Source organism: Shewanella sp. VK101 (assembly GCF_056497865.1).
In genome coordinates this window covers 650,362-665,956 of record NZ_CM151402.1, presented here as the reverse complement: position 1 = coordinate 665,956, position 15,595 = coordinate 650,362, and the positions used below count along the sequence as shown (strand labels likewise).

The 15,595-nt window shown below is 54.9% G+C and carries 11 protein-coding genes, 1 tRNA gene and 1 pseudogene; 2 read left to right on the top strand and 11 right to left on the bottom strand.

The features are described 5' to 3' along the window. Positions 1-2: 2 nt before the first annotated feature. From ACSHSR_RS03055 to fdhD, 4 genes are all read right to left on the bottom strand, one after another. Positions 3-1,040 carry a YeeE/YedE family protein gene (locus tag ACSHSR_RS03055; RefSeq protein WP_071238706.1) on the bottom strand — a complete coding sequence of 346 codons (1,038 nt, stop codon included), beginning with the start codon at positions 1,038-1,040 and terminating at the stop codon, positions 3-5. Between the two features lie 10 nt (positions 1,041-1,050). Beyond that, positions 1,051-1,284 (bottom strand): sulfurtransferase-like selenium metabolism protein YedF, encoded by a 234-nt coding sequence (yedF, locus tag ACSHSR_RS03050; protein ID WP_025010175.1) that lies wholly within the window; start codon positions 1,282-1,284, stop codon positions 1,051-1,053. Continuing rightward, positions 1,284-2,498 (bottom strand): selenium metabolism membrane protein YedE/FdhT, encoded by a 1,215-nt coding sequence (yedE, locus tag ACSHSR_RS03045; protein ID WP_028780618.1) that lies wholly within the window; start codon positions 2,496-2,498, stop codon positions 1,284-1,286. Before yedE ends, yedF begins: the two co-directional genes overlap by 1 nt. A gap of 300 nt (positions 2,499-2,798) precedes the next feature. Continuing rightward, positions 2,799-3,635, bottom strand: coding sequence for a formate dehydrogenase accessory sulfurtransferase FdhD (gene fdhD, locus ACSHSR_RS03040; RefSeq protein WP_144160617.1), 837 nt, complete (start codon positions 3,633-3,635; stop codon positions 2,799-2,801). Between the two features lie 141 nt (positions 3,636-3,776). Between fdhD and ACSHSR_RS03035 the strand changes: the two genes are divergently transcribed. Beyond that, positions 3,777-3,871 (top strand) — tRNA-Sec (locus ACSHSR_RS03035). Positions 3,872-3,940: 69 nt separating this feature from the next. Here the strand turns inward: ACSHSR_RS03035 and selB are convergent. The 7 genes and pseudogenes from selB to ACSHSR_RS03000 all read right to left on the bottom strand — a co-directional run. Continuing rightward, positions 3,941-5,776 (bottom strand): annotated as a pseudogene (gene selB / locus ACSHSR_RS03030) (selenocysteine-specific translation elongation factor); the annotation flags it as partial. After that, the gene (gene selA, locus ACSHSR_RS03025; RefSeq protein ID WP_342180323.1) at positions 5,773-7,194 is read right to left on the bottom strand and encodes an L-seryl-tRNA(Sec) selenium transferase; all 1,422 of its coding nucleotides are present in this window, start codon (positions 7,192-7,194) and stop codon (positions 5,773-5,775) included. The pseudogene selB and the gene selA, both read right to left, overlap by 4 nt. A 63-nt stretch (positions 7,195-7,257) precedes the next feature. Next, positions 7,258-8,172 (bottom strand): formate dehydrogenase accessory protein FdhE, encoded by a 915-nt coding sequence (gene fdhE / locus ACSHSR_RS03020; protein WP_215794438.1) that lies wholly within the window; start codon positions 8,170-8,172, stop codon positions 7,258-7,260. Continuing rightward, a complete protein-coding gene (locus ACSHSR_RS03015) occupies positions 8,173-8,814 on the bottom strand; it encodes a formate dehydrogenase subunit gamma (RefSeq protein WP_025887980.1) in 642 nt (213 codons plus the stop codon). Then, positions 8,811-9,734, bottom strand: a complete 924-nt coding sequence (fdxH, locus tag ACSHSR_RS03010; protein ID WP_025010179.1) for a formate dehydrogenase subunit beta — start codon at positions 9,732-9,734, stop codon at positions 8,811-8,813. Before fdxH ends, ACSHSR_RS03015 begins: the two co-directional genes overlap by 4 nt. Before the next feature lie 2 nt (positions 9,735-9,736). Next, positions 9,737-12,751, bottom strand: a complete 3,015-nt coding sequence (fdnG, locus tag ACSHSR_RS03005) for a formate dehydrogenase-N subunit alpha (RefSeq protein ID WP_109247074.1) — start codon at positions 12,749-12,751, stop codon at positions 9,737-9,739. A 674-nt stretch (positions 12,752-13,425) separates the two neighbouring features. Beyond that, complete coding sequence (locus ACSHSR_RS03000) at positions 13,426-14,340, bottom strand: LysR family transcriptional regulator (RefSeq protein ID WP_342206821.1); 915 nt, start codon at positions 14,338-14,340, stop codon at positions 13,426-13,428. Between the two features lie 125 nt (positions 14,341-14,465). On the opposite strand from ACSHSR_RS03000, the gene ACSHSR_RS02995 reads away from it, so the two are divergent. Continuing rightward, complete coding sequence (locus ACSHSR_RS02995; protein WP_479631229.1) at positions 14,466-15,575, top strand: oxidoreductase; 1,110 nt, start codon at positions 14,466-14,468, stop codon at positions 15,573-15,575. Positions 15,576-15,595: the final 20 nt, after the last annotated feature.

Below are 15,595 nucleotides of genomic sequence, written 5' to 3'. Positions count from 1 at the left end.
ACTCAGATCTGAGCCAGACGCATGGGCCGGATCAGGGTAAAGTAACTGAAGCAGTAACTGCCAAGCAGAATGGCCGGAATAAACAGCCAACCCTGCCAGGACAGATAGGCGGTACCCACCAGCGCATTGCCCAACATGCAACCACCGGCAATGCCACTGCCAAAGCCCATCAACAGACCGCCGATAAGCCCAAACAATACCGTCTTGTGGCCCGGATAGCGCCAACGCTGCTCCGAACTGCCACGGGCGGCAATAAAGGCCCCGACAAACAAGCCGATGAGGAAGTATCCCGGCCAGCCGAAGAACTTGGTGTTGCCAGTGGTCAGCAGATCCCACAGCTGAGCGCTGGGGCCACTGATACCAACGCCACCGACCCGACCGCTTTCCAGGCTCGCAGGCCAGGCCAGCAGAGCCAGCACGCCAATGATCAGCGCACTCACGAACGGGTGCCAACGGGCTTCAAACAACAGGTGTGCCAGGCCGCTGCGCCTCGGGGTCATCAGGGCCACAGGGCGCTTGCGCTGCTTGAGATAGCGCATCGCCAGTACGGAGGTCAGCAGCGCCAGGGCGATACTCACCAACCAGGGCGAAACCCCCAGGCTCTGATACAGGGTCTGATCGGCCAACTGTTGCTGTTTGATGGGGGCCAGCATGCTCTTGAGCTCGGCCGTGCGCACCAGTTTACTGGCAACAATAAAGCCCAGCACTGCCATCACACTGGCAGCCAAGCCTTCGGCCGCCCTGTAATAGGCTCCGGTGGAGCAACTGCCTGCCGCCGCCATACCCAGGCCAAACAGCACGCCACCAATCAGAGTTGCCAACCAGGGGAAATGCCCCGTCGGCAACTTGACCCAGCCCAGCTCATAAAAGGCAAACAGCCCCAGGCTCTGGATACTGATGGCGATCAATATGGCAATCACCATGGTGAAGTCTTTCTGCAGGAAGGTGTCACGTATGCCACCCGCCATGCAGAAACGCCCCCGCTGCATCACAAACCCCATGGCCAGACCTATGCCCAAACCACTGAGAATCGTCAGCATAACCGGCTCCTCAGCGCTGGATCAGATAACGGATAGTCGGGCCGTTTTGTTCTATCTCCAGCACCTTGTAACCGTGGTTCTTGGCATCCAATGGAATATTGTTGATCGACTGTGGGCAGTCGCTGATCACTTCCAGAATTTCGCCAGGCTTGAGCTGGGGCATGGCCTCCAGGGTGGCAACGGCGGGATAAGGACAGGGTTCACCAACCATATCCAATTGATAATCAGGAGTATATTGGCTCATTACGCGGCCTCCGCAGTCAGTTGTGCATCCCGTTTGGCTTTACGGGCAAAGAATTGTTTTTCCCAGGCGAGCATGGCGGCAAACGCCAGGCCCAGCATCAGGTAGGTGGCCAGCAAGCCGCCCTTGTCCCCCAAGCTGGAAAGCAGGTTGACCTTGTCCCAACTGGTGGCCAGTGGTTCGGCAAAGTCGTCCCAGTAGTAGGCCAAAATGGTGGAGCCGATAACATTACCCAGGCCAACCCACCAGAAGTGCACCTGCCCTTCCACGGCGCGGTACATCCAACCGGTTTCGCAGCCACCGGCCAGCACTATACCGAAACCGAACAGCAAGCCACCGATAACCGCGTTGGGACCGGCCCACATGATCTTGGGTGAAACCCCTAGTTGCACATAGCTGTAAATCCCTATGGCACTTACCGCCATACCTATGATGATCGCCTTGGCCATATGGGTACGGCCGGTGATCCACATGTCGCGAAATGCCGAGGTAAAGCAGATCTGTGCCCTTTCAATCAACAGACCGAAACCGACGCCACAGAGCATGGCAATACCCAGCTTGGGTGCGTTGAACAAGGTCAGGAGTCCCCAACCGACTATGCCGATAAACACCAGCATACCGATCCGAAAACGCCTTCTGGCCTGGTTTTCATCCTGCTTGACCGAGCTGGCCTTGGTGACCTTCTTCAGCGCCACCGGAATGCGGAACATGGGCAGCAAGGTGAACTTGGCGCCAAAGTAGGAACCGGCAGCAGTGGCCAGCGCGAAGAACCAGGCATGCAGCGAGAACTGCGGAATACCGGTAAAGAAGGCCGCCAGGTTACACCCCATGGCCAAACGAGCGCCGAAGCCGGCTATGATGCCACCAACCAGGGCCTGCATGATGCGCACCCGGCTCTGTGGCATTCTGAGCTTGACGTTGTTGGCCCATAGCGCCGCAGCGATACAGCCACCGAACATACCGATAATCATCATGCCGTCGATGCGATCCAGCGGCGTACCGGCCAGACCTATCACCTTGAAGTAACCCCAGTTTTCCGGCTCGGCACCAAGCATTTGCAGTAAATGACCACCCCAGCGGGTAAATTCGCCGGTCACGGCCCAGAAGGTTCCGGTAAGACCAAAATAGTAGGTGGAGAGAATACCGGCAGCGATAACAGCCGGCATGGGAGCCCAGAAACGGACCAGATATTGTTGTTTAAATTGTTGCCATGTCATGTCATTACCCTAATGAACGAGACCTTGTCTAAACGGACACAGGCGTGTCCGTCAACCATTACAGGTGCGAACAGGCAGCCCGCAGAAACTGACCTGTCGCATCTTATGTATGCCTTTACGGCGATAAAATCGCTGGAGTGCAGCAAACGACCGGCTGTCAGCCATCATCAAAGCACTAAAGACCGGCTGGAACTGGGTTCCGACCGGTCATAAACAGTGTTTAACAACGATGATGAGCAGACAGTAAGCGCTGTGCCAGGGAAGAGGCCCGAGTACTTCGAGGCCTTATTCGCAGCTTCCCTAAATGGCTTTGGCCAGGCGATCGCGGCTCAATCCCGTCAGTCTGTGACCATGGGTGTAGAGCGTCGCACGACCGTTGCGGCAAAAGCCCACCAGCGTGATGTTGCTCTTCTCGGCCAACTCCAACGCCAGTGAGGTCACGGCGGACATGGCAAAAAGAATCTGAATATTGGCACTGGCAGCCTTTTGCACCATCTCGAAACTGGCTCTGCTGGTCAATAAAACCGCGATTGGCCGCTCGGCATGTTTCTGTGAAAAGGCACCGATTAACTTATCCAGTGCTATATGTCTTCCAATATCTTCATAGGCATCAATAATATGCCCATCTTTATTTAAACCCATGGCAGCATGGGTGGCGCCAGTTAATTTAAAATGCTGTTGATTATCCTTAACAAAATTCAAAGCAACCTTTAAATTATTGATATTAAACTTGGCACCATCATCAACTCGAATAACAGGTTTAACCGCTTCTTCAAGTTGGGCAACACCGCAAAGTCCACAACCGGTTCTACCGGCCATATTGCGTCTTTGTTGCTTTAATTCCATGAAACATCTTTGGGTTATCTCAATCTGAACCAGCACACCTTCTTCGGTATACTCAAGTTCAACACCCTTGATTTCATTTATGTTTTTGACTATGCGCTCCGACAAGGTAAAGCCGATTGCAAAGGCTTCGAGATCCTGCGGACTGGCCAACATTACCGTGTGGGCAATGCCGTTATATACCAGGGCGATTCTCACTTCGTTCGCTAAGTAGTCAGTTAATTCCGAAGCCTGCCCTTGTTCCATAAGGGTAACTTGTTTCTCGGTGACAACGTCATGCGAATAATAATCCATAAGTACCCTCTGAACCTATCTAAATAATAAAAATTTACAGACTTTAAAATAAAATAAGAGCTATATCACAAACTCATAAAGCAAATAAAAACAGGGTTGCTTCAACTGCATTCATTTTCTATTATCCTTCTGTCTTTCGATGGAAGAACGTCGTCTCCGGTGAGGCGTCCGGACTTCAAATCCGGGTGGGGCTGCCAGCAGTCCCGGGTAGGTTCGACTCCTATGTTCTTCCGCCAATCTTCATGGGACCAGAAAAGTTCAACATCCCGGATCTCCCGACTGTTACTGCGATACTTCCTGCGAGTAAAACCGCTGCGATCGAAGAACTCCAACAGTTGAATACTCACCTTGCGGCCAAGACCTACCATCGCCTTGAACTCAGCGGTTTCCAGTTGTCCCTTCAGCTCTAAATGACTGCGAATAAGATCGGCGTAGTGGCACAGCTTACTGCTGAGCAGATATCTGTCTTTCACCACGGCGGTGATAAATCCCTGTTGCACCAACTGGAAACACAGCGGCCGCAGCTCCCCCGGCTCCAGCTCAAGATATTCGGCCATTTCCGTGACCCACACAGGGGTATCCTGCTGCTCCAGCCAAGGAGATAAACGCTGCCAACAGGCTTCGGCTTTGGGATCCAAGGTCATTCTGTGCTGTGGTAACTGCAGCAAGGCGCCGCGCAGCACCATGCGGCGATCGCGACAGAGGCGCTCCAGGATCAAACCGGCCAGCGGCGATGGCAACTTGCTGTGACTCATGCGCAGTAGGCGGTTGCGCCCCAGCCCCAATTGATCCGGGTGCTGCTGATGGTATTGCTCCAGCAAGGACAGATAGTGCTGTTGCTCGGCCTCAAGCAGTTCAGGTGCCAACAGGAAACCGCCGTGGCGGCTGAGTCCGGATTCTTCGATGACCCGACTCAAACCGGCTTCAGTCAACTGCCAGCGCCAGGCCAAGTCAGGCACGGCCAAGGCCTGCTGCCTACCTAGAAGGGTAAGAGCCGCGGCCGGAGTTTCGGCGTCGGCGAGACGGCCAAGAAGAGCGAGCCGCTCTTCGGTGCGTTTCTTGCGATTGGGCACTGTGAGTGCCAGTACTCTGCCGGCGCCCAGGGTATGCTTGCCACTGGCATGACGCAGCACTATGGGGTCGTCCTGGCACAATATCAGTGGCTTATCCAGCACCAGTTCAGCCAGGCAGTAGCCGCGCTCATCGGCCTCGGTCAGTTGGGATATTCGCCCCAGAGTATGATCGGCGCCGTGGTGGCAATGCACGCTCTGCCAGTGAGTCACTGGCTCAAAGGCACGGATCTGCACCACAGGGCGGCCACAGGCGTCCGGCTGCGGCAAGTTGCTGAGCCAATCACCGCGCTGCGGCGCTCTGTGGTTATCGACGCCACTGAGATTGAGGGCGACCCGGGTGCCCGGCAGCGCCGTCTGCGACTCCTGCCCCTGGCAGTGAATGCCGCGGATCCTCAGCTTGTCTTTCTGACCCGAGCTGTAGAGGTTATCACCGACATTGGCACTGCCACTGATCACTGTACCCGTGACCACCCAACCGGCGCCTTTGACGCTGAAGGCGCGATCCAGGGTCATGCGAAAGGCCTGCTGCGCGTCTGCGGCGACGCCAGCCTTCTCAAGCTGTAGCTCGCTCGATGCCAACGCCAGAATATGCTCTCTGAGTGAATCGATCCCCTGGCCATTGCTGGCCGAAACGCTAAACACACCGGAGGCCTTGAGGGCAAACTCACAAAGCAGCGCCTCACTCTCTGCAGCCACTTCATCAATGCGGGCCCGCTCCACCAGGTCACTCTTGGTGAGCACCAGCGTCAGGCTATTAAGCGGCAACATGGCTAAAATTTGCAGATGTTCGCGGGTCTGCGGCATCACGCCGTCGTCACAGGCCAGCACCAAGAGCGCGTGTCTGGCATGACTGACGCCCACCAGCATGTTGTTGATAAACTTTTCATGGCCAGGCACATCGATAAAGGCCAGTCGCTGGCCGTCGGCAAACGGCATAAAGGCATAACCCAGATCTATGGTCATGCCGCGGCGTTTCTCTTCCGGCAATCTGTCGGTATTTTGCCCGGTCAGGGCCCGAATCAGGCTGGTCTTGCCATGGTCTACATGGCCGGCGGTTACCAGGATCACAGCGACACTCCCAGAGTGCTCAGCTCGGCCAGTAACTCGGCTTCATCGTCGACCCCGCGCAGATCCAGCAGTAGTTGCTCATTGCTGATCCGGCCAATCACCGGCCGCTCCGCCTGCTTGAAGTGTTGCTCAAGCTCAATCAGGCTAGCGCCCGGATTGGCACTGAACGCCAGAGCCACCGAAGGCAGGAAGGTCTCCGGCTGTGAGCCACTTCCCACCTGGGTGCGGCACTCCACCAGCTCCAGTTGATAGCCGGGGGCAAACAGGGGCTGCAACGCCTGGTGCAAACGGCTGCCTAGCAGTTTGAGTTGCTGCTGGCTGCGGCCGAACTTGGCCATCATAGGCAGTTCAGTATCCAGGGTTTCCGGGTTGAGATAATGGATCAGTGTGGCTTCCAGCGCCGCCAGAATCAGCTTGTCGCAGCGCAGCGCCCGTTTGAGCGGATGGCTTTGCAACTTGTTGATAAGCGACTGTTTGCCAACAATCAGCCCCGACTGAGGGCCACCGAGCAGCTTGTCGCCGGAGAAGCTCACCAAGTCGACCCCATCGGCCAGCATCGCCTGGGGAGTGGGCTCCTGCTTGAGCCCGAAGCGGCGCAAGTCGGTGAGCGAACCGCTGCCGAGATCCGAGATCAGCGAAATATCGTGCTCGCGGCACAGTGTCGCCAGCCGCGACTCTTCCACCGAGGCGGTAAAGCCCTGAATATGATAGTTACTGGTGTGTACCTTCATGATGGCAGCGGTGTTTTCGGTTATCGCCTGCTCGTAATCCCTGAGGTGGGTACGGTTGGTGCTGCCCACTTCCACCAGGGTAACCCCAGCCTGACGCATGATGTCGGGGATCCGGAAGGCGCCGCCTATCTCCACCAACTCGCCACGGGAAACTATCACCTCTTTACCGGCCGCCACCGCCGACAGCATCAACAGCACAGCGGCGGCATTGTTGTTGACCACACAGCAGGCATCGGCGCCGGTGAGGCGGTGAATAAGCGAGCTGACGGCATTGTCTCTGTGGCCGCGCTTGCCGGCCTGCAACTCAAACTCCAGCGGAGTTGGGTAACGCATCACAGAAGTGACGGCCTCGATGGCCGCCTCGGATTGCTGCGCCCGTCCCAGGTTGGTGTGCAGCAGGGTGCCGGTGAGGTTCCATACCGGCCTTAAACTGTGGCGATAATCGCTGGACAGCTGATCAACCAAAATGCCATACAGGGTTTGGTGTGAGTGACACCACTCAGGCAGGCGTTGCTCGCTGCCTATCCCGGCTCTTGCCAGCCGAAGTTGTCCATCCAGCGCCTGTTTGACGGCGGCCTTGCCAAAGCGGCTCAGCAGTGGGGCCAGCGCCGGCTCGGCCAGCAGGCTATCCATGGAAGGCAAAGCCCGATAGAGGTCTTTGAGAGTATCGGCAGTTTGGGTCATCATCTGTTTCATCATTGACTGAATAAAGGGAGGGCCTGAGCCCTCCCGGCTTTCTTACTGGCTTGGTTACTCGCTGTCTTCTGTCTCGTGGGCCAGCAACAAGGGATTGACTGTGGTAGCACCATAGCCTTTCTCATTGAGCTGACTGTCGAGCATCAGGGTCGCCAAATCATCGGCGGCCACATCCATCAGCGGCGCCTTTTCGAGGAACATCATCTTGGTATAACCATGACAAGCCTCGCAGCTTTCGATGCGAACATTGGCCTGATAGTCGTCCAGAGACCAGAGGGTCATCTCCTTGTCATGCCCGCAGCAAGTGCAGTGGGCACGTATGTAGTGCCACTCGCTCTCACACAGGCTGCAATGCAGATAACGCAAACCGGCTCTGGGTTCATCGACTATCACGCTGGCAACCGGATGGCTGCCACAGACCGGACACAGGCTCTGCTGTTCGACCCTGCGCTGATCCATGCGCTGAATAACTGCCGGCGCCCAATGAGACCAATAAAGCCCCATAGCGGCCCACAGAAACAGACTGAACCTGGCGGGCACTGCACTCAGGTTGCCCTGACGCAGCGCCTGCCCCCAGGCACTCAATTGCTCGGGTGCCTGTTGCATCAAAAGACGCAGCACCCGGGCGACCGACTCATCCACCTGCGGCAGGAGTTCACTGAGCAACTGCTGCAGCAAGCTCTGCCAGTAACTGTCGGCGCTGGGACCCAAGTCGGTGAGGGGCTCGCCCTCGGACTTGTCCCAGGCTGGAGGAAGACCGAAGTCTTCCTTCGCCGCCAGTTTGGCCTGTACAGCAACCAAACGGCGACACAGCTCCAGGTAATCAGCCAGCGGCGAGTCCTTGGCCAACACTTCCAAACGCTTGGCTCTGCGCAGATAGACGCTGGCAGGGTCGGCGGCTTTCAGTGGTTTGAGCTCCAGCGGCGACTCGCTGCCGGGGGCCAGGGGTATCTCGGCTGTATGACTCATTTAATGTTTCTCCGCTTCCGAATCTTCTTCCAGCATTCTGGGGTGGTGCTTACGGCACCAGGCCTTGGAGACCTTGCCGTAGAGCATGCCCGCGACCGAACCTTCTACCCAGGTCGCCATCCAGAAGTGCACCATCACGAAAATCAACATGATGAGAGCACAGACGGCGTGCAGCAGAATGGCCCAGCCCACGGTAGTGGCTGAGAAGTAAGGTGCAAAATAGGGCTGCCACATGATGAAGCCGGTGACAGTCAGTACGATAGATGTCACCACAAACGCACGGAACAGCACCTTTTGCCCAGGGTTGTAATGGCCGATAGGCGGGATCTTGTCCTCGTTCTCAAACATCACATCCTTGATGGCCAGCATCCATTTCAGGTCGTTCTTCTCCCACTTGTTGTGATGGTAGTAACGCACCAACATCAGCATCAGCGGCAGACACATAAACAACCCGGCAATGGGGTGGATGAAGCGCGCCAATTGAGGCGTGCCCGCAATACCACCCAACCACTGGAAGGAAGGATAAAAGAACGAAAAACCGGTCAGGAAAGTGACTAAACCTGCCGCCACAATAAACCAGTGGCAGATACGGTCGAACAGCTTATGACGCACTATCATCTCTTGCTTGTGATGCTCGCTCATTTGCCGTCCTCCTCTTTCTGAGCCGCTTGCTGATCTTCTTCAGGCGGCTGATAACCGGGTTGATCCTCTTCGACTATGTTGCGGCCAACGGTGATCTTGTGCAGACAAGCCACAGCGGCTGTTGCCAGGATCCCCACGGTACCCAGAGGCTTGACCCAGTCCTGCCACAGAGTGACAGACAGTGGGATCTGCGGATCTTCCGGCATGTTGTAGCTTTCAGGCTGAGTGACATCGTGCAATATCATCATCATCCCTGTGCCACCCACACCCTCTGGGTTGTACAGCCCGGCCTTGGCAAAGCCGCGTTCCTTGAGTTCGGCCACTCGCTTATCGGCATAGAACAACATGTCTTCACGGGTACCGAAACGCAGTGCGCCTGTAGTACAGGTCTTGACGCAGGAAGGCTCCAGCCCGACCGCCAGACGGTCGGAACACATGGTGCACTTGTAGGCCTTGTTGTCCTTGGGATCGATTTTGGGGATATCGAACGGACAAGCGCTGGCGCAATAACCGCAACCGATACACTTGTCTGAATCGAAGTCCACCACCCCATTGACATGCTGCACAATGGCGCCTGCGGTCGAACACGCCTTGAGACAGGCGGGATCGGCGCAGTGCATACAAGCTGAGTGAGTGAACTGCCAGCGCAGCTTATTGCGCTCGTCCATCACCTCGTTGTACTCCATCAGGGTCCAGACCTGGCCTGAGAGTTTCATCGGGTTTTGATAACTTCCCTCGAAACTGCCCACTTCTTCGCGCAGATCGTTCCATTCGGAGCACGCCACCTGACAGGCCTTACAGCCGTTACACTTGGTCGCATCAAACAGTTTTGCGACCTGCTTGACGTCACCAATCCGAGTTTGCGATGCCGGCGTTGCCGCTGAGGTGCCGGAGCGTCGAATAATATCTTGTGTTGCCATTATCAGACCTCCGCCTTCTCAACGTTCACCAGGAACGCTTTGTACTCAGGAACACCCGTGTTGGCATCACCCATTTCGGTAGTCAGCACGTTACAGCTATAAGCCTTCTTGGTGAGGGCGTTATGGCTACCGTGACGTGGAATACCCAGAGTGTGTACCGTTTGACCATTGACCTGCAGTGGCCGCAAACGCTTGGTCACCAAGGCTTTGGTAAGAATGTGGCCACGCTTGGAGCTCACTTTCACCCAGTCGCCATTCTTGATGCCTTTTTCTGCCGCCAACTGCTCGTTCATTTCCACAAAGGTCTCTGGCATGGAGATCGCCGCCAAACGGCAGTGAGTCGTCCAGAAGTTAAAGTGTTCTGTGAGCGAGTAAGTGGTACAGGCGTATGGGAACTCGTCTTTGGTACCTATGGTTTCTTTCACACCCTCAAACCAACGCAGCACTGGGCTGTGCACCACTTTCGGATGCAATGGGTTGGTCCCGATTGGTGATTCCACCGGCTCATAGTGTTCAGGGAACGGCCCTTCTTTCAGCAGCTTCAGCGCGAACAAACGGCCCGCCCCTTCCGGCTGCATGATGAATGGGTGTGCACTGTCCTGTGGATTGAGCTTGGCGTTGAAGTCAGGCACGTCTATGCCTTCCCACTTGCCATCTTTCCACTCGACTATGGTGCGGTTTGGATCCCATGGCTTACCGTTGACATCACAAGAGGCTCGGTTGTAGAGCACCCGACGGTTGGCAGGCCAAGCAAATGCCCATCCCGGGGTAATACCTTTACCTGACGGATCGTGGTTGTCGCGGCGTGCCATCTGGTTGCCTTGCTCGGTCCAGGAACCGGCATAGATCCAACAGGCACAGGCGGTGCTGCCATCGGCCTTGAGTTCAGTAAAGCTGCTCAGTTGACGGCCGGTGTTAACATCGTATCCGTTCAACTCTTTGGTCAGCTCAACAGAGCTCGGGTTATGGGCATCTGTGTATTCCCAGTTAACCGCAGCCACAGGCTCAGGCAGTTTACCGCCCTCTTCGCGATACAGCTTTTTCAGCTCCAGCAAGATGCCGGCAACGATTTCCGAGTCGGCCATGGCTTCGCCGGGAGCATTGGCGCCTTTATAGTGCCACTGCATCCAGCGACCCGAGTTGACGATGGAACCTTCTTCCTCGGCAAAACAGGTTGTGGGCAGACGGAACACTTCCGTTTGGATACTGGCGGTATCGACTTCGTTGAAGCCGGGTTCGTTTTGCCAGAAGGTTGCGGTTTCAGATGACAAGTTGTCCAGCACGACCAAGTACTTGAGCTTACTCAGCGCCTTGAGGTTCTTGTTACGGTTGGGCATAGAGTTAATTGCGTTAACCCCTTGCACGATACAACCGTTGATCTGACCGCGATACATCATGTCGAGGTAGCGGCCAAAGTCATACATCTGATCCCATTTCGGCAACCAGTCGTAACCGAAGTCGTTTTCAGGGGTCGCGTTATCGCCCCAGAACGCTTTCAGCAAAGAGACATAGAACTTGGGATAGTTTTGCCAGTAGTTGGTTTGACCCGGACGCAAAGGCTTGGGCGTATGCGCTGCCAGGTGAGCGGCCAAAGTGGGTTCATTGTCGTTGGGCAGTTTAACGTAGCCCGGCAGACTCTGCGCCAGCAGACCCATATCGGTTGAGCCCTGAACGTTGGCGTGACCACGCAAGGCGTTAACCCCACCACCCAACTGACCAATATTGCCCAGCAGCAACTGCACCATGGCCATGGTACGAATATTCTGCGCACCCTTACTATGGTGAGTCCAACCCAGGGCATACATAAAGGTCGCAACCCTGTCTTTGGTATAAGTGCTGCCAATCGCCTCACAGACCACCTGGTAGTCATCTACCGGCGTCCCTGTGATGTTGCTGACAGTGGCAAAGTCGTAACGTTCTACGTGCTGTTTCAGCAGGTTCCATACACAACGTGGGTGCTCAAGGGATTCATCCACCTTGGCATAGCCGTCTTCGTCGAGTTGATAGAACCAGGATTCTTTGTTGTAGTCGCCCTTCTCTTCATCGAAACCGGAGAACAGACCTTCGTGGAATTCAAAGTCTTCCCGCACCAGATAGCTGGCGTTGGTATAGGCCTTCACATAGTCGAAGTTGATCTGGTTAGTGGAGATCAGATAGCGGATCACACCCAGCAAGAAGGCAATATCTGTGCCTGAGCGGATAGGAGCATAGTGATCGGCCAAAGCGGCACTACGGTTGAAGCGAGGGTCAACCACAATCAATTTGGCATTGTTATGTTGCATAGCTTCTGTAACCCAGCCGAAACCGACAGGGTGCGCTTCTGCAGCATTACCGCCCATAATTATCACTACATTAGAGTTCTTGATGTCGATCCAATGGTTGGTCATGGCACCGCGCCCAAATGTTGGAGCAAGACTTGCTACCGTTGGGGAGTGTCAGTTACGTGCAATGGTATCGATGGCGACTAGGCCGAGAGAACGAGCAAACTTCTGAGTCGCAAGACCACTCTCGTTCGCCATACCGGATGAAGTCATCATCCCTGTGGTCAACCAACGGTTGACTGTAACGCCATCGGCGTTTTTCTCAATCAGGTTGGCATCACGGTCGTCTTTCATCAAACGGGCAATACGCTTGTAAGCTTCGCCCCAGCTGATGCGCTTCCATTCATTGGTGCCCGGAGCGCGATACTCAGGGTACTGCAGACGGTGCGGACTGTTAACATAGTCCACCAGGCCTGCGCCTTTAGGGCAGAGCGCCCCGCGGTTTACCGGATGATCGGCATCACCTTCAATATGAAAAATGGCATGTTCAGAGTTTTTGCCACCGCTGCCTTGGCTATACATAAGCAAGCCACAACCCACCGAGCAATACGGGCAGTTGTTGCGGGTCTCTTTAGCTCTGAGTAGTTTGAATTCCCGAACTGCGGCATAAGCCTTCTCGGACAACAACCCCAGCGCAGATATGGCTGAAGTTGCCGCCCCGGCAGCGCACAGTTTGAAAAACTGACGTCTGTTCATAGCGTCCTCACACTCTTGTCGTTATGAGTTTTGATTGGGGTCGCAGCCCTTGGCTGCGACCTGCCAAGTGCAGTCAAACCAAAGACCACACTCTGTGTAAGATTATCCTTAAAGAAACTCAGGATAACAAATAATGACACGAGACAGAGATCACAAAGGAATAGCTATGACAAATTGAACCACAAAAATAGAATCAAGCAGAGCAAAAAGCCAACAAACAAACCATAAGCAGTTTATAAAACCAAAATGAACAAAAAATACACTAAAAGACATTTTGTCCAAATATATAGGTAAATTTTGTCCCAACAGCGAAAAAGGCAGGATAAAGTACCATTAACTGAGGCTCAATCGACGGGAAATAGAAAAGGGTTGTGCTAAAAAAGCCGGCAACAAGCGCAAGGGGAAATAACAGAACGCAGGAATATAACAGATAAAACAAAGTATTACATCAGTAACACTTTCACACTATCTGCAATGGACAGCCGGGGAAACAGAATAACCGTCATCAAGTCAAATTGACCCACTGCCCGAAAAACGCCCACCACCAAGGCAGAGCACAAACAGATTACAAATGTAAAGATTGCCAATTTCAGCTGAAAAATATCCCACTGCTATGGGGCCAGAGGGAACTTTTCGGGCGAAAGATGCCGCGATAAATTCCCGCCAGCTTCATATCAAACGAGCGCTTGCAATGACAGAGCCTGTTCTACTGCATCGATAAAGGCCCGGATCAGTGCCGACTCTCGGCGGCGCTGCGTATAGAGCGCGTAGAAAGTGGCGCTCTTGAGCCTGTATTCGGGCAATACGGTTTGCAGCTTTCCCTGTTTCAGACTGGGCTCGGCCAGATACTTGGGCAATCTGGCTATCCCAAACCCATGACAAACCGCGGCATGGATAGCTTTCTTGTTGTTGAACACCAAAGAGCCCCGAACTTCAAGCTGCTGTTGGCCTGCGGAATGTTCAAAACACCAAAGCTCATTTCGGCTGTTACCCTGCGCCAAAGTGACCAACTCATGCTGCAACAAGTCGCCGGGTTGAGCCGGAGCAAGGCGTGATGCCAAGTAAGCCGGTGCAGCGCAGAGAACCGACTCGTCCTGCCCCAGCTCCCTGGCAATATAGGGCTCAGACGAGAGCCGGGTGCTGCGAAAAGCGATATGAAATCCATCTTGCAGCAGATCTACCGCTCGATTGGAAAACTCGGCCACTATGCTTACCTGCGGATGCTTGGCCTTGAAGCCGAGCAGCACGGGAGTCAACACCAGCTCGCCCCAAAGTTCCGGGGCCGTAATCCTCAGTTCGCCGGCCAGTTCATGCCTGCGCCGACTGAGGCTATCGAGCAGCTGCTCATTAAGCTCGAGGATCCGCTCGGCCTGTTGAAAATACAGCTCACCGTCATCGGTCAACGTCAGGCTGCGAGTTGTACGGTGCAGCAACCGGGTTTGCAGTCGCTGTTCCAGAAAATGAATATCCTTGGAAACTTTACCTGCGGTGATTTGTAGCTGGCGGGCGGCGGCCACAAAGGAACCCAGACGGACAATCAGGGTAAAAAGCCGCATCAGATAAAGGTTGTCCAACTTATGATGATCCATTGTTGTTCCCCTCAAGTGCCAACTCATTCCCACCAGGAACGAATACATTTCCTGAATGACAGATTATTTCCCATAGTGACAGATGTACAGTAGAGGCATAGATTGGACACAAAAGGAAAAGTGAGATGTCAGCTTCACTGGAACACGAGTTCCTCTTTGGCAACGCCGGCGTGAGCCTTAAAAACCGTGCGGTATTGGCGCCATTGACCCACAACATGAGCGCAGCCAATGGCGACCCTTCCCAAGCCGAGTTGCAGTGGCTACAGCTCTGTATCCAAGGGGGCTTTGGCATGCTGATAACCGCTGCCACCCAGGTTTTGCCCGGCGGACGTTGCTGGTCTGGACAACCGGCCCTGATGACTGAGGCGCAGCAGCAATCTTGGCTCCCCGTGGCCAGCTCTGCCGAAGCCAACCAAGCCAAGGTGTTGGTGCAGCTGCACCATGGCGGCCTGCGGGCCCTCCCCGAGTTAAATGCAGAAGGCCCCAAAGGCCCCTCAGCAATAGCACGGGGAACAAGATATCCAAGAGGGGTAGCACAGCTGCGGGATGAGGAAATCCGGCAGCTTATTCAGGCTTTTATCAACTCTGCCGAGCGGGCTTATGCCGCGGGACTGCACGGTGTGGAGCTGCATGCCGCCCACCATTTCCTGTTGTGTAATTTTCTTAACCCAGAGGTGAATCGGCGCGAGGATATTTGGGGCGGCAGCAGCCGCAATCGCGCCAGGATCATCATAGAGATTATTCGCGGTATCCGGCAGCGTCTGCCGCGCTCATTTTTGATTGGTGTACGCCTGTCTCCCGAGAGCTACGCCAATGTGAGCGGCATCCGCCTGGCCAACCAACTGGAAGTCGCCAACCTGCTGGCCGAAGAGGCGCTCGACTATTTGCACTTTTCCATGGGGAACAGCTTCAAACAAGCCAATGAAGACAAACAGGCAGGCCCGTTGCTGATACAGATTCGCCGAGGCTATCATGGCAATGTCCCTTTAATGTTTGCCGGAGCTATCACAGATATCCATACTGCCGAACGGGCATTCAACCTGGGTGCCGAACTGGTTGCCATCGGCTCTGCGGCCATAGGCAACCCGGATTGGCTCAAGCGCAGTCTTTCCGGAGCACCTCTTAAGCAAGCGCCATTCAGCCGTGAGCATCTATTAAAGCTGGGCTTCACCGAGCAGGCTCTGGAATATTTGATGAAGCTCCCGGCATTGACAGAGCAAGCCAGGGAAAACTAGCTCCAACAAAAAAGCCACTG